The 22780-nt window shown below is 43.8% G+C and carries 22 protein-coding genes; 11 read left to right on the forward strand and 11 right to left on the reverse strand.

Features of this window, described 5'->3' with window-relative positions; all coding sequences use genetic code 11:
* The coding region (locus JMX92_RS07460) for an IS3 family transposase (RefSeq protein WP_201544889.1) at nt 1–193 on the forward strand (193 nt) is incomplete at its 5' end.
* On the opposite strand, the gene JMX92_RS07465 is transcribed toward JMX92_RS07460, so the two are convergent.
* Nucleotides 194–1873, reverse strand: coding sequence for a tandem-95 repeat protein (locus tag JMX92_RS07465; RefSeq protein ID WP_201544891.1), 1680 nt, complete (start codon nt 1871–1873; stop codon nt 194–196).
* A 441-nt stretch (nt 1874–2314) separates the two neighbouring features.
* Between JMX92_RS07465 and JMX92_RS07470 the strand changes: the two genes are divergently transcribed.
* The 3 genes from JMX92_RS07470 to JMX92_RS07480 all read left to right on the forward strand — a co-directional run bounded on the left by JMX92_RS07470 (nt 2315) and on the right by JMX92_RS07480 (nt 4951).
* The gene (locus tag JMX92_RS07470; RefSeq protein WP_201544893.1) at nt 2315–3175 is read left to right on the forward strand and encodes an alpha/beta fold hydrolase; all 861 of its coding nucleotides are present in this window, start codon (nt 2315–2317) and stop codon (nt 3173–3175) included.
* Between the two features lie 58 nt (nt 3176–3233).
* Nucleotides 3234–3590 carry a helicase gene (locus JMX92_RS07475; protein ID WP_201544895.1) on the forward strand — a complete coding sequence of 119 codons (357 nt, stop codon included), beginning with the start codon at nt 3234–3236 and terminating at the stop codon, nt 3588–3590.
* An 89-nt stretch (nt 3591–3679) separates the two neighbouring features.
* Nucleotides 3680–4951, forward strand: a complete 1272-nt coding sequence (locus JMX92_RS07480; protein WP_201544897.1) for an NADH:flavin oxidoreductase/NADH oxidase family protein — start codon at nt 3680–3682, stop codon at nt 4949–4951.
* 25 nt (nt 4952–4976) lie between these two features.
* Here the strand turns inward: JMX92_RS07480 and JMX92_RS07485 are convergent, their stop codons facing one another.
* From JMX92_RS07485 to JMX92_RS07495, 3 genes are all read right to left on the reverse strand, one after another.
* The gene (locus JMX92_RS07485; RefSeq protein WP_155587174.1) at nt 4977–5426 is read right to left on the reverse strand and encodes a winged helix-turn-helix transcriptional regulator; all 450 of its coding nucleotides are present in this window, start codon (nt 5424–5426) and stop codon (nt 4977–4979) included.
* A gap of 69 nt (nt 5427–5495) precedes the next feature.
* On the reverse strand, nt 5496–5816 hold the full coding sequence (locus tag JMX92_RS07490; RefSeq protein ID WP_011960428.1) for a polyhydroxyalkanoic acid system family protein: 321 nt from the start codon (nt 5814–5816) through the stop codon (nt 5496–5498).
* Between the two features lie 35 nt (nt 5817–5851).
* Nucleotides 5852–6508 (reverse strand): TetR/AcrR family transcriptional regulator, encoded by a 657-nt coding sequence (locus tag JMX92_RS07495; protein WP_201544898.1) that lies wholly within the window; start codon nt 6506–6508, stop codon nt 5852–5854.
* A 298-nt stretch (nt 6509–6806) separates the two neighbouring features.
* Between JMX92_RS07495 and JMX92_RS13525 the strand changes: the two genes are divergently transcribed.
* From JMX92_RS13525 to JMX92_RS07520, 6 genes are all read left to right on the forward strand, one after another.
* Entirely contained in the window at nt 6807–7094 is a 288-nt protein-coding gene (locus JMX92_RS13525; protein WP_227675313.1) for a fasciclin domain-containing protein, read from the forward strand.
* An 11-nt stretch (nt 7095–7105) separates the two neighbouring features.
* Nucleotides 7106–7357, forward strand: coding sequence for a fasciclin domain-containing protein (locus tag JMX92_RS13530; protein WP_227675314.1), 252 nt, complete (start codon nt 7106–7108; stop codon nt 7355–7357).
* A gap of 57 nt (nt 7358–7414) precedes the next feature.
* Nucleotides 7415–8179 carry an SDR family NAD(P)-dependent oxidoreductase gene (locus tag JMX92_RS07505; protein ID WP_201544904.1) on the forward strand — a complete coding sequence of 255 codons (765 nt, stop codon included), beginning with the start codon at nt 7415–7417 and terminating at the stop codon, nt 8177–8179.
* Between the two features lie 67 nt (nt 8180–8246).
* Nucleotides 8247–9980 carry an NAD(P)/FAD-dependent oxidoreductase gene (locus JMX92_RS07510; protein ID WP_201544912.1) on the forward strand — a complete coding sequence of 578 codons (1734 nt, stop codon included), beginning with the start codon at nt 8247–8249 and terminating at the stop codon, nt 9978–9980.
* A gap of 57 nt (nt 9981–10037) precedes the next feature.
* Nucleotides 10038–12368, forward strand: a complete 2331-nt coding sequence (locus JMX92_RS13655; RefSeq protein WP_201544914.1) for a DUF1365 family protein — start codon at nt 10038–10040, stop codon at nt 12366–12368.
* Nucleotides 12369–12416: 48 nt separating this feature from the next.
* Nucleotides 12417–12833: a DUF2177 family protein gene (locus JMX92_RS07520; RefSeq protein ID WP_155587180.1), complete on the forward strand. Its 417-nt coding sequence runs from the start codon at nt 12417–12419 to the stop codon at nt 12831–12833.
* A gap of 105 nt (nt 12834–12938) precedes the next feature.
* Here JMX92_RS07520 and JMX92_RS07525 read toward each other — a convergent pair whose 3' ends face one another.
* The gene (locus tag JMX92_RS07525; protein WP_201544916.1) at nt 12939–13523 is read right to left on the reverse strand and encodes an NAD(P)H-dependent oxidoreductase; all 585 of its coding nucleotides are present in this window, start codon (nt 13521–13523) and stop codon (nt 12939–12941) included.
* Nucleotides 13524–13593: 70 nt separating this feature from the next.
* Entirely contained in the window at nt 13594–14397 is an 804-nt protein-coding gene (gene dkgB, locus JMX92_RS07530) for a 2,5-didehydrogluconate reductase DkgB (RefSeq protein ID WP_201544918.1), read from the reverse strand.
* 130 nt (nt 14398–14527) lie between these two features.
* Between dkgB and JMX92_RS07535 the strand changes: the two genes are divergently transcribed.
* Nucleotides 14528–15427 carry a LysR family transcriptional regulator gene (locus JMX92_RS07535; RefSeq protein WP_201544920.1) on the forward strand — a complete coding sequence of 300 codons (900 nt, stop codon included), beginning with the start codon at nt 14528–14530 and terminating at the stop codon, nt 15425–15427.
* Nucleotides 15428–15455: 28 nt separating this feature from the next.
* Here the strand turns inward: JMX92_RS07535 and JMX92_RS07540 are convergent, their stop codons facing one another.
* The 5 genes from JMX92_RS07540 to JMX92_RS07560 form a co-directional block, all read right to left on the reverse strand.
* A complete protein-coding gene (locus tag JMX92_RS07540) occupies nt 15456–16169 on the reverse strand; it encodes a DUF6977 family protein (RefSeq protein ID WP_155587182.1) in 714 nt (237 codons plus the stop codon).
* 147 nt (nt 16170–16316) lie between these two features.
* Nucleotides 16317–17999 carry an AMP-binding protein gene (locus tag JMX92_RS07545; protein ID WP_201544922.1) on the reverse strand — a complete coding sequence of 561 codons (1683 nt, stop codon included), beginning with the start codon at nt 17997–17999 and terminating at the stop codon, nt 16317–16319.
* A 189-nt stretch (nt 18000–18188) separates the two neighbouring features.
* Nucleotides 18189–19259, reverse strand: a complete 1071-nt coding sequence (locus JMX92_RS07550) for a CaiB/BaiF CoA transferase family protein (protein ID WP_201544924.1) — start codon at nt 19257–19259, stop codon at nt 18189–18191.
* Nucleotides 19252–21423 (reverse strand): 3-hydroxyacyl-CoA dehydrogenase NAD-binding domain-containing protein, encoded by a 2172-nt coding sequence (locus JMX92_RS07555; RefSeq protein ID WP_201544926.1) that lies wholly within the window; start codon nt 21421–21423, stop codon nt 19252–19254. Before JMX92_RS07555 ends, JMX92_RS07550 begins: the two co-directional genes overlap by 8 nt.
* Before the next feature lie 97 nt (nt 21424–21520).
* The gene (locus tag JMX92_RS07560) at nt 21521–22729 is read right to left on the reverse strand and encodes an acetyl-CoA C-acetyltransferase (RefSeq protein ID WP_155587186.1); all 1209 of its coding nucleotides are present in this window, start codon (nt 22727–22729) and stop codon (nt 21521–21523) included.
* Nucleotides 22730–22780: the final 51 nt, after the last annotated feature.

Below are 22780 nucleotides of genomic sequence, written 5' to 3' on the forward strand. Positions count from 1 at the left end.
ACCCATAGAAAGCTTCTGGGACATATTGAAGAACGAGCTAGTATATCACCAAGACTATAAAACAAGGTTTGCAGCTATCAGAGATATCATTGGATATATTGAGTTATATTATAATCAGACTAGGATTAAAAAGGGTTTAGGCTATAAATCGCCAAGACAGGTGTGGTTTGATTATTATCGTCAGGCTGCGTAATCAAAATCTCCCAAGTTTATATATACGGGATTGACGGCAGGGGTCATACTTTGTTGCTTCGACAAAAAGAATCTTATTATTACTATCTACTATAATATCCGTGGGACCAATATTAGAAGTTTGGGAAGTATAAAGAGAGCCTTTATTTCCAAAAGAATAATCCAAGGTACCATCAGGATTAAACCGTTGGATCATATGTTTATAGTTAGAATTCGAATCTTTTATAGTTCCTGCTACTAAAAATTTACCATCATTAGTGACAGCTATTTTATTAGCTTGTTCGTATACAGTAGGAACGTACGGTATTCCAGTAAGTACAGAACTATCTCTCTCATAAACTATTTGTGGTGCATCATTCACACCTTGAACCGTGACAGAAGCTTTCTGAGTAATCACGCCGCCTTTGCCGTCGCTGATGGTGTACGTGAAGCTGTCTGTACCATTGAAGTTAGCGTTTGGCGTATAACTGTAGCTGCCATCAGCGTTTACTACCACAGAACCATTGGCCGCTTTGTCTGCTAGTGCATAAGTTAACTTATCACCATCAACATCGGTCGCGTCAGATAGTTTGCCGGTTGCAACCGTATCTTCTACTGCTTGAATTGCTGTGTCTTTTGAAACTGGTAAGTCATTGACCGCAGCAACAGTGATCGTCGCCGTCTGGGTAATGGTTTCAGTGCCATTAGTGATGGTATAAGTGAAGCTGTCACTGCCGTTAAAGTTAGCCTTTGGTGTATATTTATAGCTACCATCAGCACTGATAGTCACTGTGCCATTGGCTGCTTTCTCTGCTAGTGCATAAGTTAATTTATCGCCATCCACATCAGTTGCTGGTGATAGTTTACCCGTGGCTACTGTATCCTCGACCGCTTTAATAGCAGTATCAGTTGATACCGGTGCATCATTGACACCTTGAACCGTGACAGAAGCTTTTTGAGTAATGACGCCGCCTTTGCCATCGCTGATGGTGTACGTGAAGCTGTCTGTACCATTGAAGTTAGCGCTTGGTGTATAACTGTAGCTGCCATCAGCGTTTACTACCACAGAACCATTGGCCGCTTTGTCTGCTAGTGCATAAGTTAACTTATCACCATCAACATCGGTCGCGTCAGATAGCTTTCCAGTTGCTACCGTGTCTTCCACTGCTTGAATTGCTGTGTCTTTAGATTCTGGATGTTTGTTACGAGTTCCACCTGACGAAGAACTACCGCCTCCACTTAATGCAGCTGCACCTAGAGTTATAGCCCCAAGTCCTCCCCATAGTGCGGTATTGCTAATGCCTGTCAACAGGCCGGATTCCGCTGCTACTGAAGTATTTAGCATTTCAGCAACCAAAGATGTGTATGAGGTTTCTGATACAGTCTCCACTACCGATGCATTGCTATCAATAGGAGTAAACTCTATGAACCCTGCATCCGTCATTGTGCCTATTTCAACATTATCTACAACATAATAGTTCTCAATCGTTAAAATATCTTCATTACTCTCATTAGCAATAACTAAATTATCACCTGATTTTTTTGCTTTTAAGTTAGTTATGGGTTTGCCAGACTCAGCATCAACGAGAGATATTTTCATGTTATTTGTTGCAAAAATTTTTCCTGTTTGTCCGTAATCTAAGATTACCGACTTAGAATCGCTGTCAATTTTATTAATGATAAGCTGAGTTTTTTGGTTCATACAGAGGTCCTTTTTAATATTATTTTTAAAAGCCGGTGATATGTATTTTTGTTAAAGCGTATTACCCTTTCCTTAATTCAGAAATTTACTATATAGCTTTACTTAAAGCAACATGTATGTGATGTTCTGAAAACAACAAACATTTTATTGTATATTACAAGCTAATACCTTCTTTTATTCACCAACTATTCAGTAAAATATTTGCCTAAGTCATTAATTTTATTTTCTAAGAAATACATCAGGTGTCGCACCACCTAAATCTGATTTAGACTTCCCCTCTTTGGTACGCCATAAAGCCTTGCTGCACCATATACAGTGAGGTATAACAACGATTTAAAATAGTCACTATCAAAAATATAGTGACTATAAAAACATAGTGTAGTAAACTAAATACACTTTTAGTAGTAACTATACTTTATATGTTTTTAAGGCGTATCTTATATGACCATTACCCACGTAACCGCCCCTACTCAATTTGTAGAGATTGATGGTGTTAAGTTTGCTTACCGCAGATGGGGAAATAAACAAAGCTCAAATCCCCCCTTGCTTCTTTTGCAGCACTTCCGTGGTGGCATGGATCACTGGGACCCTCTTATGACAGATGGTCTTGCAGCCAACCAAGAAGTTATCTTGTTTAATAATCGCGGTGTGGCCTCATCAACAGGGACACCGTGTACGCGTATAGAAGATATGGCTGATGATGCAGCCGCCTTTATTCGTGCACTTAGCCTTGATAAGGTAGATGTGCTGGGCTTCTCCTTAGGCGGCTTTCAGGCACAAGATCTGACACTACGCCACCCTGATATAGTACGTAAGCTGATGCTACTGGGTACAGGGCCACGTGGCGGCAAGCCAGACCATGAGAACAAAGATATTCCTGCCTTGGTATATAAGCACGCTACGCAAGCCATACCAGCAAAAGATGATTACTTGTTTTTATTCTTCGGCCGATCACAGTCAGCCATTGAGGCGGGTAATGATTTTTGGGAACGGCGCCACCAACGTGTAGAGCAAGACACACCAAGCTCGCCTGCCGTTATGCAAGCACAAATTGAAGCCAATCTACATTTTTTGCCAAAGCTTAATGACACCCACCCCTTTGCACATTTAGAAAAAATTAAGCAGCCCACATTTATTTTAAATGGGCAAGATGATGTGATGATTCCGACCATTAACTCTTATCATATGGCGAAGCACATCCCTAATGCGCAGTTATTTATCTATCCAGATGCCGGTCATGGCGCCCATTTCCAATATCCTCAGCGTTTTTTAAGTCATGCCTTAGCATTTTTAAATGAATAGCTTGGATGCTCGTTGACTATCTTCTTCTTTAATTATGCTCTATTGGGATACAGCTTCTATGTTGAAATTTAAATTTTTACTCATGATATTAACGAAATTAATGCAGCGTGCTATTAACAAAAACCCTAAAGCAGCTGCCCACACTCAAGGTGAAGAGTTAATCTTTCAGATCCAAACAGCCAGTGGCTCTGGACGCTATTATATCGTCAAAAATCAGCGCATTCGCTCTCATGCTGGGCGTCGTGATAATGCTGACTTTACCCTAAGCTTTAGTTCTGCAAAAAAGGCCTTTTCGGTACTTAGCTCTAAAGACAGCACAGCGGCTTTTTTGAGCGCAGTCGGTAGCAAGGATCTGATTATTAGTGGCGATTACGCTAAGGTAATGTGGTTCCAAGGATTGGTAGCTTATCTTTAATAGTAAGGCTACTTGTCATAGCCCTTTCACTGTAGCACCCTTATTAACCCGTCACTTCTTCTACTTACTCAATCTTTAAGAGACATTGTATGAAAGCTACCTATAATATCCCTGATAACAGTCGTCCCCATGATAATTTACTCAACCAACCTTTAACTCTGCCCAATGGCACCGTTATCAACAATCGTCTTGCAAAATCTGCAACTAGTGAGACGTTGGCGACTTATAGCAACAACCCTACTCAAGATTTGGTTCGGCTATATAGACACTGGGCTGCTTCTGGTATCGGTATGATCATTACGAGTAATATTATGATTGATCGCCAAGCGTTAGGTGAGCCTGGTAATGTGGTTATTGAGGATGAGCGCGATTTGTCCATATTGCAGCAATGGGCCAGTGCAGTGACAACGCAGGGTTCTCAGCTTTGGGCACAGTTAAATCACCCTGGCAAGCAAGCCCCAAAAGGACTTAATACGCGCACCATATCAGCCTCTGCTGTGCCCTTTAGCAAGGAGACACAATCTCTATTTGCTACCCCTGAGGCTGCAACTGAGGCGGATATTACTGATATCATCAAGCGTTTTGGGCGTAGTGCCGCCATCTGTCAAAAAGCAGGCTTTAGTGGGGTACAAATTCATGCGGCTCATGGCTATTTGCTCAGTCAATTTCTATCTCCCCACCACAATATTCGTGATGATGCTTGGGGAGGTAGTTCTGCCAAACGCCAACGTCTGTTATTAGAGGTATATCATGAGATCCGTCGACAAGTTGGGCCTGACTACCCTATTGCCATTAAATTAAATTCGGCTGATTTTCAAAAAGGCGGATTTACTGAAGAGGAGTCTTTGGCGGTCATCGAGGCGCTAACAGCGGCAGGGATTGACCTTATTGAAATATCAGGTGGTACTTATGAGACTGGAATAGCCAAGGCACAAAAAGCATCGACCATCGCGCGCGAGGCATTCTTTTTGGAATTTGCTGAAAAGGTACGAAAACAGGTTGATACGCCATTGATGGTCACAGGCGGCTTTAAAAGCTATCAAGGCATGAATAATGCTTTGTCATCTGGGGCGTTAGATATGGTGGGTATTGGCAGGCTGATGACGATTGATCCTGATGCGCCACAGCAGCTATTACAAGGCCGTGATAGTGCTCATACGGTAAAACCAATCAAAGTGGGCATCAAGATGATTGATAATCTTGGGGTGATGGATGTATTTTGGTACACCGAGCAAATTAAGCGTATTGCTCGAGGAGAGGATCCTAAGCCGAATGAAAGCGCCTTATGCGCCTTTATCCGAATGATATTCAAAAGTGGATGGGGTACTTTTAGCACGCGGCGTTTACGAGCAAAGTCCTAAGCGCTCACATTCACAAGATTGGCCATCAACGCTGCCGGCTAATGGCGCGTTTACCAATCTCTATCCCTGTATTTTTATCAATGACCACAGGCTTTATTTCAAGGCCTGTTTCTGAATCTGTAAAAATCGGCATCTGAGCGGGTGTGTCGCACAATTTATGGGTGCGGCCCCAAGCGCCTATTGAGAACAATACTGGCAATACATCCTGCCCCGCCGCTGTTAGCAGATACTCCTCACGCGGTGGATGCTCTGAGTAGCTTCTTTTTTCAAGCAGCCCCTCTTGCACCAAAGTTGCTAAACGCTTGGTCAGCATTGAGGGCGCGATACCCAAACTGGTACGAAAATCATCAAATCGAGTCAGTCCACTATGGGCATCGCGTAAGATAAGCAGGCACCAAGAATCACCGAATACCGACAGACTATGGGCAATCGGACAAGTAGCAAGGCTGGGTTTATCTAAAGGTAATTTAGCCATAATGAACCTTATTTTTTTATGATTTTATGAGTGTCATTATAGCGCAACCTTGGTGATCTAAGCACTAAGTTAAGACTTTTCTGCTATCGCCTTATCTAGGTTTTGCTCAATTTGCTGTTTTATCTTGGGCAAAAAGCTTTTGAACAAAAACCCAAGCTTGGCATCTAACTCAAACTTATCAGGCGCACTGAGCAACTGCCCCGTGGCGCCCGTACGCTTAAACGTGACGATGTCTTTATCCTCTAAGCGCTGTAAATGACATGTCATCCGATAATCTTGTTCAGCCGATTGAATCCAGTCGTCTGTCACTTGACGAGCCCGAGCCAAGCCTAGAGTGTGCTGACGCTCAATATGTAAGTCTGGATATAGGGTTTGGGCGGATTCACTCATTTATCATTCACCTTTGGTGTTTATTTTTGTTGTTTTTAGTTGGCTCGTCCAACCCCATCGAAATATGCCTTGGTGACCATCTCAATGATTTGATCGTCTGGGTACATGCCGCTACTTTTTAAAAATCCCAATACAGGATCACAGGCCTTTGCGTACAACGTGTACAAAATACAAAGTGGAGACAGCTCTGTATTTAATCGGCCATCTTGCTGGGCTTGCTCAATCCATTCGCCCAGATTGTCAGACATGACCACGAGCATATCCATATACTTCTCATGCGCCAATAAATGCTCACGCAGCTGTGAGTTCTCACTAGGAAGATTGGGCATTTTTTGATTCAGCTTTAGTCGCATTGCCCATTGGGTGATGGCTTTTAGCTTATCTATGGCGGGCAAGTCTTGTTGATTGATTTTATCAATTTCATCTAAGCCTGCCTGCATGGTATCTACCAATGCGCCGACAGCAAGGGCTTCTTTACTGGGAAAATGTCGATATAAGGAGGCCTTAGCAATGCCTACGGTATCGGCAATCTCATCGACAGTCATAGCGTCATAGCCTTTGGTCGCCAGCAGGTTATTCACTGTGTCTATGATCAGCTGTTCTCGCTTAATCATCATTCTTTGCTTGAAAGTAAGTTTTGAGCTTTTTGCCACCCCTTTACCATGAGTTTTGGTCTTTTGTTTTGTGCTCATCTACCCTCTCTCTTTTACTCAAATACAGGCTATATCTCTTGTCTTAGTATACCTAATTTGGCATGCTAATACTACTTTGTATAGTTTTATACTAATTAGTATAAAAGTTACTTGTTTACCATTTAATTATACTATAGAGTATAAAAATACACGGACGGGTTAGATGTTAACAGTACTGACACTACTCTTTTACTACCGACTAACTGATCTAAGTATTAAGTATTCAGCTCTGCATCTACAAAAAGCGATTACCCCAAAGTTATACCCTTTTTTTATACAACTAACCCGAGAGACCCTTATGAAAATGACTAAATTAACCACATTAGCAGCGGTTACCGTATCAAGCTTAGTATTATCAGCCTGTATGAGTAGCCCTATGCACATGGACCGCGCACACGATTCAGGTACTAATATGGCTCATTCTGAGCAAGCGATGAGCATGAAAAACTTGGTTCAAGTGGCTCAAAGCAACAAGGACTTTAGTATTTTGGTAGAAGCCGTGGCGGCAGCCGGTCTGGTAGATACCCTTGCTACTACCCCCAATTTAACGGTGTTTGCACCAACCAAGCCTTCGTCAATTTATTAAACGAGCTTGGTATGACTAAAAGTCAGCTACTTGCCAATCCTGCACTACTAAAGCAAGTGCTGACCTATCATGTGGTGCCAGCAACCGTTTATTCATCACAAGTGAAAGCCGGCATGGTAAAAACGGTACAAGGTACCAGCTTCTCAATTAGCAATGATGGCAAAATCAGTGATGCCAAGGGCAGAGTTGCCAATTTGATAAAAACGGATATAAAAGCCTCTAATGGTGTGATTCATGTGATTGATAAAGTGCTGTTACCCTAAGGCCCTCGCTAATTATCTTAAATTAGCTGATAACCCTTGCCCATTAAAGAGACCACAATGAGCACACGCATTCTTATTACGGGCGCCACCTCTGGCATGGGTTATCAATTAGCCGTTGATTATCTACAAGCCGGCCATGTGGTGTATGCAGCAGGACGCAATCAAGAGGCTCTTAATAAGCTTGGCCGCTTAGGGGCTGTATCTATCTGTGTGGATTTAACCGATTATCATCAGGTGATGCAGGCATTTGGTGATATTGATGCGCTAGATATTGTGATTTGTTGCGCAGGTGTTTGTCATTATATTGATATTGCCCCTGATACGAGCGTATCTGAGCCTAGCGGCTATAACTTTGGGTTTGATGGTCAAAAAATAATGCACACTATCAATACCAATTTAAGTACGTTAGTTTTTACCTTAGAGGCGGTATTGCCGGCGCTTACAAAGGCACAAGGCCGAGTGGTGGCGCTTGGCTCTGCCTCCGCTTATGTCCCCTTCGCTCGATCTGAAGGCTATGGCAGCTCAAAAGCGGCGATACATTATCTAATGCAGACCTTGCAAATCAGCTTAAAGCCACTGGGTATCAACGTCAGCTTAGCCATACCAGGCTTTGTTGAAACCCCAATGACAGATCACAACAACTTTGTCATGCCTTTTTTACAAACCCCTAAACAAGCCAGCCTAGCCATACGTCAAGGCATTAAAAACCATCAACAAATTATTGCGTTCCCAAAACAGCTGACTGTTCCGCTAAAGACTTTAGGTATATTGCCTAACAGTGTCTGGCAGTTTGTGTCTAGCAAGCTATATGCCAATCGATAAGTATCAATACAGATCACAAATAAATTTAGACAACGCTCTAAAGCATAACGATAACAAGAGATACTTTATGACCCAGTTACAATTCGCCAGCCCCCATCCCAAAACCGTTGCCATTATTGGCTCTGGCGTATCAGGCTTGGTTTGTGCTCATTATTTAGTGGCAAGTCACAAGGTAACTATCTTTGAGGCCAATGACTATCTTGGCGGGCATGTAAATACCATTGACGTTGCTCTAACAACACCGCGAAAGCTAAAAAAAGATGAGATTGAAACCGCTGCGATTGATACCGGTTTTATTGTGTTTAACGAGCGTACGTATCCTAATTTTTTTAGGCTGTTAGATGAGTTAGACGTCCCGTTTCAAAAGACGGACATGAGCTTTTCGGTCAAAAACCCTGCGATTAATTTTGAGTACAATGGTCACACCTTAAATAGCTTGGTGTCGCAGCGTAAAAACTTAATTAGTCCGAAGTTTTGGCGTTTTGCAAAAGACATTATTGCCTTTAATAAACACATAAAACAGCGACATCAAGCGTATAAGGCGCTGCGTCAAGCCATTGAGCAGTTGACCTTAGCTGCTGAGCAACTGAATGCGCAAAACAAACTTACTAAGCGCAAAGCCCAGAGGCTGCAAGAGCAATTGGCCAATAAAAATAAGGCGCTTGAGACGCTCAGTCAAGAAACACTGGGGGATTATTTATCCGGACAAAAATACAGTCAACTATTCCAACAAAACTATCTACTGCCCATGGTGTCTGCCATTTGGTCTATGCAGATTGAGCGCTCTAAATCGTTTCCACTGATATTTTTTGCTCAATTTTTTGACAATCATGGCCTACTCGATATTATCAATCGCCCACAGTGGTTCACGATCAAAGGCGGCTCGAAGCAATATGTCAATAAGTTGATTGAACGCTATGCCAACTTAGGTGGTAATGCGCTGGTTAATAGCCCTGTGCAATCGATTACTCGCCAAACCCATGGCAATAAAACCGATGGCCATAAAAACAGCATCACCATCCACTATAAAGACGCTAAAGGAGTTAGTAAATCAGCGAGCTTTGATGAGGTGATTGTTGCCTGCCATGCAGATGTGGCAAAGCGCCTGCTGGCCGACATCAATGAGCAAGAATCTCAAATACTGGGCGCATTTTCTTTTACAGATAATGAGGCCATTTTGCATACAGACACAAGCGTACTGCCAAAAAAGCCATTAGCATGGGCCAGCTGGAATTATTTATTACCCAGCACCAATCAGCAACTACAGCACTCTCAAGCACCAGCCAGCCAATCATTAGGCGACAACCATTCATTACACAGTGAGTTGAATGGGTTGGATGAGCTAAAGCCGGTCTTAACGTACCACATGAATATCCTTCAGCGGCTGGATAAGCATCACAACTATCTTGTGACCCTCAACGAGCAGATAGATACAGCGCAGGTGATAAAGCGTATTGATTATCGTCATCCTGTTTATGATATCAAGATGACACTGGCACAAAAGCAGTGGCACCGTCTTGCCAGCCAAGACAACCACACCCACTTTTGCGGTGCGTATTGGTTTAGCGGCTTTCATGAAGACGGCGTGAGAAGTGGTCTAAGGGTGTGCCAACATTTAGGGGTTAACATTGAGCTTCTCGATGCTATTAATCCGGCTCATTTAGATAAAGTGATTGAGCCTAACCCCACCTTTAATAATAGTGTCTTGCCGATTAAGGCCGATAAAAACCAGGCCAGATTAAGTCAGCGCCAGCTGATATCAGCCTCTACTAATACGGCATTAAACGAGGTGTTTCAATAAAAAATATAACAGCCATAAAGAATAGGTATAAAAATAATACCACGGAGGGTTTTGAGCATGCCTACCAACATAAGCGCGCATAAAGTAAGCGCAGATAAAGACAGTCATCACAACTTACGGCATCAAGCCCTGCCCCATCAAATCTTAACTGGCACAACATGGCATGTGCGTCACCTACCCTCAAAACATAAATTTAGCTATCCCTACCGCTATTGGGGGCTGAGTCTAAATAGACTGGTGGCAGGTGATTTCCCAGATAAGCTTGGTAAGGCTTGGAATAATTTGCATCATTTCGATTTTTCTGACTATGTTGAGCTAGAAAAGGTGGAGCATGCTCATTATAAGAATGCGCAATATAATGCACAATATGTAACAGATGATCTTACGGATAAACAGCGACAAGCACAGCAGTGGCAATATAAAGTCTTACAACAGTTTCAGCGATTGACCGATAGCGCGCCTAGCGGCGACATCTTAGCACTGGTAGTAAGCCGAAATTTGGGGTTTTATTTTAGTCCTGTTAACTTATATATTGGCTTTGATGCTAAGGGCGATGTCAGTCATCTGTTGGCAGAGATTAGCAATACACCATGGGACAAACGTCATTTTTATGGGTTCAAACTAGACGGCAATATCAGCGAATTTAGCCACAATAAAGGCTTTCATGTCTCACCCTTTAACCCTCTTGACCAAACATACACTTGGAAGGTTAAGCTCGTAGATAATCCGCTTGGATTAAAGCAGCTCATATTAAGCATTCAAGTATCAGACAGCAGCAGAGGCAAGGTGTTTGAGGCCGGTATCAACATGACGCCTCAAGCCATGACCGTTTCAAATATTACCAAAACCCTTAACAACAATCCTGTTATGAATTACAGCTCGATGGGCCGTATTTACTGGCATGCATTGTTAATATACGCCTTAAAAAAAGTACCTTACATGGGTTACAACCAGCGATTACAGGGCAGTAAACAAGCCGCTCATGTTGCTAGCCGGCAACACAATGATCAAATTAGAGAGCCTAAAATGTTAATACAGCCACACCACTCTACAGACAGAAAAACGCACTCATTGGTCAAGCGTGTGACAAATAGCCCTACGCTAACCCCTTTTAAGCTTGGTATTGATGTGGTGTCTCGCCGTGTCTTATTTAAAGCCTTATCTTACTTACAATTTGGCAGCATCACGGTTATTGAAGGCCAAGGCTCCAATAAAACTAGAAAACGCCGTAAAACGCACAACACCTTTACCTTTGGCAACAAACCTCAAAAATTAAACCCTAAATTTAGTGGTGAGGTGGCAGGCAATCATGCGCTTCATGCCGTGCTAGAGGTGCATAATAAAGACTTCTATCGCAAGCTGATCACAGGTGGCGATATTGCCCTTGCAGACAGCTATATTAACGGTGAATGGGAGGTGGATGACCTCACCGCTTTGATTCGACTTGGTGCCCGCAATAAAAAGATAAGCCATAAACTTGACGGTAAGCTTAGCAAGCTGACCAAAACCTTTGAGTTTAAAAAACATAAATCTCGTTCAAATACAGTCAGCAATTCAAAATCGAATATCCTAGCGCATTATGACCTTGGTAATGACATGTATCAGTCGTTCTTGGACGATAGTATGATGTATTCCTCCGCCATTTATCCAGCACCGGAGGCAACGCTTTATGAGGCTCAGCAACATAAATTAAAAACACTCTGCACATTGTTAGAGCTAACGCCTGAGGATCATGTGATTGAAATCGGTACAGGCTGGGGCGGATTTGCCATTTATGCCGCGACGCACTATAGCTGCCAGGTCACGACAACCACCATATCTGATGCTCAATATGAGGAGGCAAAACGCCGCGTTCATCAAGCAGGACTGAGCAGCAAAATCACGCTATTAAAGCAAGATTATCGCCATCTAGAGGGTCAATATGACAAGCTCATTAGCATTGAGATGGTAGAGGCTGTGGGCCATGAATATCTGCCTACCTTTTTTGCAAAATGTAATGCACTGCTAAAGCCGAATGGCATTATGGCCCTGCAAGCCATTACCTTTAATGACCAAGGATATGACGATTACCTAAGTTCTGCTGATTTTATTCAGTCGCATATTTTTCCTGGCGGCTGTTTGCTGTCCAACCAAGAAATCAGCAATCAATTTACGCAGCAAACAGATATGGTGGTGAAATCACTTATCGATTATGGCTACGATTATGCCCAAACCTTAAGAGATTGGCGTCATGCATTTATGGCTCATTTAGAGGATATCCGAGCTATGGGCTATGATGAGGCGTTTATCAGGCTGTGGCAGTTTTACTTTTGCTATTGTGAAGCAGGGTTTTTAGAGCGCACTATTGGCGTGGTACAGGTCAAAGCCGTCAAGCCTGACAATCGGTAACGGCTTTGATCAAGGGCGTTTAAACGCTTACGAAAAGGAAATTTCATCATGAATTTAGCTTACGTTTGGATCTATCTCAGCTCAGTGATTGTCTTTGTCTTGGTCGATAGCGTATGGCTAAAATCTATGACACAGACATTTTATCAGCCCCGTATTGGTCATTTGTTGTCTGACACGCCCAATATGCGAGCTGCGGCGGTGTTTTATTTGTTTTATATTTTTGCGCTATGCGTGCTGGTGATTTACCCTCAGCTTAAAGCACATGCGCCGCTTTGGCAATTTTTTGGCATGGGCGCTCTAATTGGTCTTATGGCTTATGGTACTTTTGACTTCACTGCTCTTGCCTTGTTTAAAGACTATAGCACCTCTGCGGCGTTAGTAGACTTTGCTTGGGGCGGCATTATTACCGGCACAGTGGCGCTATCTGTTGGTGGGTTAGCTTATAAATTTGGATGGTTGGCGTGATTTATAGCAGTTAAACAAAAAAATATAACCATTTAAATAAATTTATTTAAATGGTTATTGACATGGTTGTTGAAATGGCTTTGTCTGTCGGCTCAACAATGATGGCTACTGGGCAAAAACCGCCGTCAAATGCGCTTGATAGTCTTGTATGTCCCTCTCAATGGTCGGATTTTTAATAACATCATTGCTCATAAAAGTGGGTAATGGGGTCATGCCTAAGAATTGATAGGCCTTGTGAGTGGCAATATACACCCCATCCACGCCAGCACCCTCAAAGAACTGCTTAGGGTCGGTAAAGGCAATGGCAGGGGCATTCCAAGTCACCGAAAGCATATACTGCTTGCCTTGTAATAATCCGCCCGAGCCGTAGTTCTTCTCAGGGTCTTGGCGCGTGCGCCCATCGCTTTGATATAAGCGGCCGTGACCTAGAGTGAATACCTCGTCGATATACTTCTTGACGATCCAAGGCACACCCATCCACCAAGCCGGCGTCTGCTGAATGACCACATCTGCCCACAGCCACTTTTGTATCTCTTCTTCTACCTCATAGCCGGCATCAATGTGGGTGATTTGTACCTGATGTCCCAAATCTAGCAGATGCGCTTTTGCCGCCTGCGTCATGGTGTCATTAAGCTTGCCATGTGAATGGGCAAAGTTTTTGCCGCCATTTAAGATTAATATGTTTGTCATGTTAGTTACTCTGTATCTATTTAATCATTTTAAAGCCAGAGGTCTTGGCCTCTATTTGAATGTCAAAACATTAATCCCAAATGGGTGCCAGACCCTCAGGATCGACTTCACGGCTGTTGGCCTCTAATTGATCAATTTGTGCCATCTGCTCATCACTTAACGTGATATGTTGGGCTTGTAAGTTGCTGGCGAGATTTTCACGCTTTGTGGATGAAGGAATAACCGCGTACCCTTTGGCCAATGCCCACGCTAAAATAACTTGCGCAGGTGTTTGTTGGTTTTGCTCAGCGATTCGTTGAATCACAGCATCTTTTAGCGCTTTGCCATAGGCCAACGTCATGTATGAGGTGACCTTTATGCCTTGTTGCTGCATAAAATCAACCAGCTTACGGTTTTGTAGATACGGGCTAAGCTCGATTTGGTTGGTTTCGATATTTTCAGCACCCACCACATCGATGGCTTGTTTTAATAATTCGATATTAAAATTAGAGACGCCGATTTTCTTGGTTAAGCCCAGACTTTTTGCCTCAGCTAGGGCACTCATGTACACCTCAAGTGGTACAGGGTTTGAGGGCGCGGGCCAATGAATGAGGGTTAAGTCCACGCTATTGACGCCCAGTTTATCTAAGCTTTGTTCAAGACTGGGAATAAGCGCCTGTCTAGATAGATTATCCACCCAAATCTTGGTGGTAAGATAGATTGAGTCGACAGCAATACCGCTGTTTTTTATTGCCGCTCCGATGTCTGCTTCATTACCATATATTTGGGCAGTATCTATGGCTCTATAGCCTAAATCTAGCGCATTGGTTACTGAGTCGATAACCGTCTGGCCTTGCAATCTAAATGTACCTAAACCGAATCTTGGAAGTGTCATATAATTCACCTGTCTTTTGTTGTCACTATGAGCGTCCTAAGCAGTATTGCTTGTTGAGAGACAGTATATATAGACAGTTAATTGATAAGAAGGCATAGTAAATCAAAATTCTTTTGCATAAGAGTCAATAATGAAAGTTACCCTTAATGAGCTCGATACCTTTATAAGTATTGTGGATACCGGCAGCATCAGCCAAGCAGCAGAATACCTCGATGTTACGGTATCAGCGGTCAGCCGATCGTTAGCAAGATTGGAGAAAAAGTTAGACACCGCCTTGTTTAGACGGACAACAAGACGCTTGGCGCTGACCCAAGAGGGCGAGATGTATTTGGCACGGATACGCGGTGTATTAAATGATTTAGAGGCCGCGGAGGATATGCTGATAAAAAATAAAGCGGTGCCCTCAGGCAAGCTAAGAATTGATGCGGCCACGCCTTTTATGCTGCATGTCATTGCGCCGTTGATGACAAAATATAGTCAAGCCTATCCCCAGATCGATATTGAGCTGGTAAGCAATGAAAACTTGGTGGATTTATTAGAAGAACGCACCGATGTGGCGATACGTATTGGCGAGCTAAAAGACTCCACCTTAAATGCCACGCCGCTGGGCTTAAGTCAGATTCGAATTCTAGCCAGCCCAGCCTATTTACAGCGACAGGGCACACCGCAAAGTGTAGAAGACTTAGCTCACCATCAGCTACTGGGATTTAATGCTCTACCTAAGCTTAATGATTGGCCAATATATGATGCCTTTAATAACCTATTTCACGCTCAGACCAATATCAAGGCCGATAGTGGTGAGACCTTAAGACAACTGGCTTTATGCGGTACTGGCATTGTCTGCTTATCTGACTTTATGACCCAGCAAGATATTAAAGAAGGACGCTTGATTGAGCTGTTTGTATCAAGCACCATAAAAATGCAGCAGCCCATTAATCTGGTCTACTATAAAAATAGAAAACTGTCGCAGCGGGTCAGCTCATTTATTGATTTTATGAAAAAAGAGTTTGGTACCTCTAAGCCATTTTAATCTGTATCTTTATATGGCGGTATGCGCTCTAAAACCAGCCTTCTTGCAAAAGATGCTCAGTATTGCTCAGCTCAAACCCAGTGACCAAATCATAGAAGGTGCCTGGGTCCTCGATGCCCTCTAACAGCTCGCGCTTATGCAAGGCCACAAACATCGCCAGCGAATAGGCCGGACAATGCACATTCTTTTTTGGGTTAAATGAGATGTCAGTAAAGGCTTGATACTGTAGTACTTCTTGATGCAAGTGCGGATTTTGTTTTAAGGCATTCACATACAGCCAGTCATAAAACACCGTTAAAGGCTCAAGCCCCCAGACCATACCAAAGTAATCATAGCCAGTGATTTCTCCTGAGCTTATAAGGCGCTCATCTTTTTTGGCCTGTCTGGGTGCGGCATCTAACAAATCTACAAAGGGACCACCACCTTTAAATACTTTGCTGGCTTGATACGCATTCTCTACACTGTATTGTTGACCATCTTCTTCATTGGTGATCTTAAGGCTCACCGGGCTTAAAGGAAAGCTTAACTTATTGCCGGATTTGCTAGACAGCTCCAGCACATTTTTAAAGCCGTATTTCTTTTTGATGACTCGGTGCAAGTCGTTAAGGGTTTTTTTCTTTTGTCTGGTTGCAAATCCCACATGCCGCTCAATTCGAACCATGTCCGTTTTTACTAAATTGTCACTACCAACGCGTGGCATGAATACGGGTTTTTGTTCTGTAGCGGTTTGTGCGTGTTCCATAGCAAGGTGCCTTTTATTTCAATGAGCATGTTCAGTGTTAGCGAGGCAGTTTATAGCATTCTAAAAAAATTATCTTGCTGTATTTGCAGCTTTTAAGCCGTGAGCCACCTTTTGTACTCGCCACGGCATAGAATCGATGTAAAACGGCTAACGATTACTCTTCGCACGAAGCTTATGCCTTAAGATTTTACCTACTGTAGACTTAGGCAGCTCATCGATAAACTCAATATGACGAGGGCACTTATAAGCGGCTAGATTCTTTTTACAAAATTCAAAGAGCTCTTTTTTGGTTAAGCTTGAGTGGTCAGATACCACAAATAATTTTACAGATTGGCCTTGTAGTTCATCCTCCACACCCACCACTGAGCATTCTCTAACTTTAGGATGCATCTCCACAACACCTTCAATCTCATTAGGATAGACATTAAAGCCGCTGACAATGAGCATGTCTTTTTTTCTATCAAAGAGCTTAACGTAGCCTTTGTCATCGATAGCGCCCACATCGCCTGTTTTCAGATAGCCATCTTTGGTAAAAAACTTACTGTTATCTAGGTTGTGATAGCCTTTAATGACATTCATGCCTTTAATGCCAATCTCCCCTTCTTCGCCCATACCCAGTACATTTTCTTCATCATCAAATATCTTAATATCAACGCCTGGGACAGGCATACCAATCGTACCGGTAAATTCTTTATTGGTTAAAGGATTGGCAGTACCCACGCCGAGGGTCTCTGACATCCCCCATCCTTCATGAATGGGGACGCCAGTAGTATCTAGCCATTTGCGTGCCATTTCAGGTGTCGCTGCCATACCACCTGCCAAAGACAGTTTTAAGTTTGAAAAATCAACGGATTTAAATTCAGGATGATTTAACAGTGCTTGGAATAAGGTGTTCACTGCTGGCAGTAGATGAAATGGTTCTTTTTTTAGCAATTTGACAAAGGCGTTAATGTCACGCGGATTGGTGACAAGTAAGAAGTGTTGTCCGGTACGAAATCCGAGTAAAGAGATAATAAAAGCAAAGATATGATACAGCGGAAGGGCAATAACTGAGGTTAACTGACCGTCTTTATTGGCGTCATAATTTAACGGCTTAAACCATTCATCATACTGCTTGGTGCCATAGACCACATTATGATGAGTGATCAATATTCCTTTGGCCGTGCCTGTGGTGCCGCCGGTATATTGAATTAAAGCTAAGTCATCAGGCTTGCTATCACAACGGGTGTATTTGAGCTTTTTGCCTTGTTTTAACACCGCTTTAAAGCTAACTTCTTGGCACTTTGAGCAGCTTGATAGATCATAGTTAGGCACTGCTTTTTTGAGGTGTTTGGCGGCTAGGTTAATCAAAGCGCCTTTTGCTGTGCCTAACATGTCACCAATGGCGCTGACAACGACGGTTTCAACAGGGGTCTTATCAATAATAGAGTCTAGGCCATGGGCGAACGGCTCTAGAATAAAAATAATCTTGGCATCGGCATCAATCAATTGATGTTTTAGCTCTCGTGAGGTGTACAGAGGGTTGATTAAAGTTAGAACCATACCTGCGCGTAAAGCGCCAATAACTATAGGCAAGTACTGATTAACGTTAGGCATCATAATCCCAACCGTTGAGCCTTGTGCCAATCCTAGGCTTTGAATCCATGCAGCGATGTTTTTAGACATCTGATCGACTTCGGCATAGGTATATGACACGCCCATATTGGTCATAAACTTATTTTTGGCAAATTTTGTTAAGGTGTCATCGAAGAAGTCATTCAATGATTGGTTGAGAGGGGGCAGCTCCTTGGCGACACCTTCTGGATAAAACTCAGTCCAAAACTTATTCATAACATACCTTCCCTGGTTAATTAATGCACCTCAGCCTTGAAGTGCGTACAACATAGATAAAAACAGCCCGCTATAGCCACTTATCCCAACCACTTATCCAAACCACTTTAGAGGGGCTAGCGAGCTATTTTTACTAGATATATTTAATGTCAAATACGCTTCATGTATAGCTTATAAATATGAAGACATTTAACGCACCACCTGCCAGCCCGCCGTCGCCCCATACTGATCTTGATGAGCAAATAACGGATGCTGTTGTGCTTCTGCAAGCGTTAGCACAGGGGTCACACAGACATCAGTGTCAGCAAAGACTTGTTGCCAATGCGATAGTGGCTGGCTGGAAAATTTGTCGGCCACTGTTTTCATCGCAGCACGACTATCTGGTATGTTTGGTAACACCCCACGTTGCCAATGCGTATTTTTTAAATCGGCCAATCCCAGCACGTCGCAAAGCCCCTGCCAGAACTTTAATTCAAGCGAGCCTACAGCCATATAGCGCTCATCTGATGTCTTGTACAGGCGGTAGCAAGGCAATAGACCTCCCAAAAAATCATACTGGGGGGCAGGTTTTTTGCCGGTCATCTGCTCGATAAGCTTACCCGTCGCCTTTGGCATGACCATATGCTGGTATAAGCTGTGAGTCATACTGATGTTAATATGTCGACCCTTGCTCGTGGCTTTAGCAGCAATCAGCGCCGCTAATAAAGCAATGACGGCGGTATCACTGCCGCCTGCCAAATCTGCAAACTGGACATTGGGCATCGCCTGCCCGCCATCGGCTGTCTTTAATTGATCGAGCACGCCACTCATCGCCATAAAGTTGATGTCATGACCCGCTTTGTGGTGCCAACCATGAGTCACCGCGTCAGCATCGGCATCGCCATAGCCAGTAATAGACACCATGACAAGTTTTGGATTAAGCGCTTGTAAAGTCTCTGCACTTAACCCGATGGCTTCTAATACCCCTGGACGGAAGCTATCTAGCATGACATCCGCATCTTTTATGTGCGCTTTGATGGCCTCAATACCTGCTGCATCACGAAAGTCCACTTTTTGAGTGTCTTTGCCGTGGTTTAGGGCGGTAAATAGCTCACCAAACGCGCGGGCTGGGTCCCCATTTAGCGGCTCAATCTTGACAATCTGGGCACCCAAATCTGCAAGTAATCTGGTTGCAAATGGACCAGGCAAATTACGGGTTAAGTCCACTACCTTGATGCCTTGAAGGCAATCCGCCATTTGATCTAAACGTCGGCTACTCATCACTAAACTCCTGCCCCCTTTCAGCCATTTGTACTAAAATGTTAGCAGGTTCAAAGCGCTCACCGTAGGCGGCATCAAGCGTGCGACTACGCTCAACGAAGTTTTTGACACCTACAGAGTTGATAAATTGTAAGGTGCCACCTTGATTTGGCGCAAAACCCCAACCGAAGATTGATCCGACATTCGCATCTGCAACCGTCCGTACCACATTCTCCTCAAAGCATTTGGCGCTTTCATTGGCTTGGATATAAAGTAGGCGGTCCACCAAGTCTTGCTGTGAGGGCTGCTTATCTTGGGTGGGATAAAGCTTGGTCAGCTCAGGCCATAAACGTTTTTCACCGTCTTTAGGATAATCATAAAAGCCTTTGCCTACCTTCTTGCCTTCACGGCCAAGCTCCTTTACCATCTTCTCGACAACTGGCATGGCCGGATGCGCATTAAAGGGTTTACCTTCGGCTTGTAAAGCACGCTTGGTCTGCTGCATCACGTGAAGAGATAAGCTTAACGATACCTCATCTTGTAGGGCTAATGGCGGCATTGGCATACCAGACTTCATGCCAGCCACTTCGATACTACGGGGATGCACCCCTTCACTGAGCATCGCAATACCTTCTGAGACATAAGTGCCAAACACACGAGAGGTGTAAAAGCCGCGACTGTCATTAACCACGATCGGCGTCTTCGCAATTTGACCCACATAATCAAAGCCTTTGGCTAAAGTGGCATCATCTGTTTCTTCACCCACAATAATTTCAACCAAAGGCATCTTATCTACCGGAGAGAAGAAATGTAATCCGATAAATTGGTTGGGACGTTTGCTGGCCTTAGCCAGTTCGGTGATAGGTAATGTCGAGGTGTTAGAGGCATAAATGGCAGTTTCTGCAATAACCGCTTCAGTATTGCGAGTGCACGCCGCTTTAATATCGATGTCCTCAAACACCGCTTCAATAATCAAGTCACAGTCTTCTAAGTCATCATAAGCGGTAGTGGTGTTAATTTTATCTAATAAAGCCTGTTTCTTCTGCTCCGTGGAACGACCACGGGCAATCGCCTTGTCTAACAGCTTGCTAGAGTAGTCTTTGCCTTTTTCAGCGGCTTCAATAGAGGTATCTAACAGCACAACATTTATGCCTGCTTTGGCAGAAACATAAGCAATACCTGCGCCCATCATACCTGCACCAAGGATACCTACTTTTCTCACTTTAGAGCGCTCAAACCCTGCAGGGCGTGACTGACCTTTTTTGATGCTGTTTAGCTGTGTCCAAAGGGTGTTGATCATGTTTTTAGACACATCAGATAAAGCGCAAGCCACAAAATAACGCGACTCAATTTTAAGACCATTATCGATGTCGGTTAAACAGCCCTCGAACACACTAGATAAAATGTGCGTAATGGCAGGATAATTGCCATGTGATTTTTGATTGGCCATGGCTGGGGCAATTGAGAAGACCTGAACCACTTTAGGATGCTTGCTGTCTCCTCCTGGGATTTTAAAACCTCTTTCATCCCAAGGCTGGCAGGCTTTAGGGTTGCTATTGATCCAGGCTTTGGCTTTGCTGATAAGCGCCTCGTTGTCTTTGGCCGTATCATGAATAACACCGAGCTCTACCGCTTGTTGAGGGCGAAGCTCTTTGCCTTGAGTCATTAGCTCAAGTGCTTTTTGGATGCCAACAAGACGAGGCAGGCGCTGAGTACCGCCACCGCCTGGCAATAGACCCAGCTTCACTTCAGGTAGACCCAGCTTGTTCTTTGGTGAATCAATAGCAATACGATAATGACAAGCCAAGGCCAATTCTAAACCACCACCCAAAGCCGTACCGGTAATAGCGGCCACTACTGGTTTTCCGGCAGTTTCAAGCTTACGCAGGCTGGTTTTTAGCTCTTCTACTAACTCAAATGCTTGTTCTGCGTTTTCAATCTTGGCCAACTGATCAATATCAGCACCCACCACAAAAGTTGATTTGCCTGAGGTTAAGATGAGGCCTTTTGCATCTGTATCGTTGATAAATGCATCGGTCAAAGTGGCAAATGCCTCGTTAAAGCCATCGCCAATCACGTTCATTTTACGATCGCTTTGATCGATGGTAACTGTGATGATGCCGTTGTCTGCTTCTGCAGAGAAGTTATTTAATGCATTAATGATGTTTACGCTGTTTGTGCTCATGTTATGTCCTTATTATTTCTACACGTCATGTAGGGCGTGTATTCTGTCCGTATTTAGACCCTAGAAGAGTGTGCCCCTATCATTGATAAATTGCGGGTTAAACACGCTCAATAATAGTCGCAATACCCATGCCACCACCCACACAGAGCGTGATCATAGCCGTCTTTAGGTCACGGCGCTCTAGCTCGTCCAAGACAGTGGTCAAAAGCATAGCGCCTGTTGCCCCTAATGGATGACCCATGGCGATAGCGCCGCCATTAACGTTGACTTTATCTAGCGAAACACCAAAGTCTGCAGCAGTATTCATCGGGACCGCAGCAAAGGCTTCGTTGATTTCCCAAAGGTCGATATCAGCAGCACTCATGCCCGCCTTATCCAAAGCTTTTTGACAGGCTGGAGTTGGGCCGGTTAACATGATGGTAGGCTCTGAACCGATAACAGAGGCCATAGTAATCTTAGCGCGTGGCCTCAGACCGGCTTTCTCGCCAGCCGCTTTACTACCAACTAGACACAAGGCAGCACCATCAACGATACCTGATGAGTTGCCCGCATGGTGAACGTGATTGATATCCTCAATTGTGGTGTATTTATCAAGAATAACGCTATCAAAGCCCATCTTGCCAGGCATAGCAAATGAGGGATTTAATTTTGCCAAGGTTTCTACAGAAGTATTAGGACGAATGGTTTCATCTTTATCTAATAATAAAAGACCATTAATGTCGGTTACCGGCACCACGGATTTATCATAGTAGCCCTGCTCCCAAGCGGCAGCCGCTCTTCTGTGCGACTCTGTGGCAAAGGCATCGACATCTTCACGACTAAACCCACGCAAAGTTGCAATGGCATCAGCGCCAACGCCTTGTGGCGCAAACTGAGTCGCAACGTTGACACGAGGATCCATATACCAAGCACCGCCATCTGAGCCCATAGGCACACGGCTCATAGACTCAACACCGCCGGCAACCACCAAATCTTCCATACCAGACATAACTTTGGTAGCGGCTAAATTAATTGACTCCAGACCAGAGGCACAAAAGCGTGACAGAGTTAACCCAGCCACGCTTTGATGCCACTCGGCATCAATCGCTGCAATACGAGCAATGTCAGAACCCTGCTCACCGACTGGGGTGACACAGCCTAACACGATATCGTCAACCAAACTGGTATCTAAGTTGTGGCGCTGCTGCATCTGTTTTAATAGTGTGCGAACCAGCCAAATTGGAGAGGCTTGATGTAACGAGCCATCTTTCTTACCCTTGCCACGAGGTGTGCGGATGGCGTCATAAATATAGGCAACTTCAGTCATAAAAATCCCTTTTTTAATTCTTAATATCATTTATGGTCGAACGGTTGGTTT

The sequence above is a fragment of the Psychrobacter sp. H7-1 genome (assembly GCF_904846585.1).
In the GTDB taxonomy this organism is placed as follows: Bacteria; Pseudomonadota; Gammaproteobacteria; order Pseudomonadales; family Moraxellaceae; genus Psychrobacter; species Psychrobacter raelei.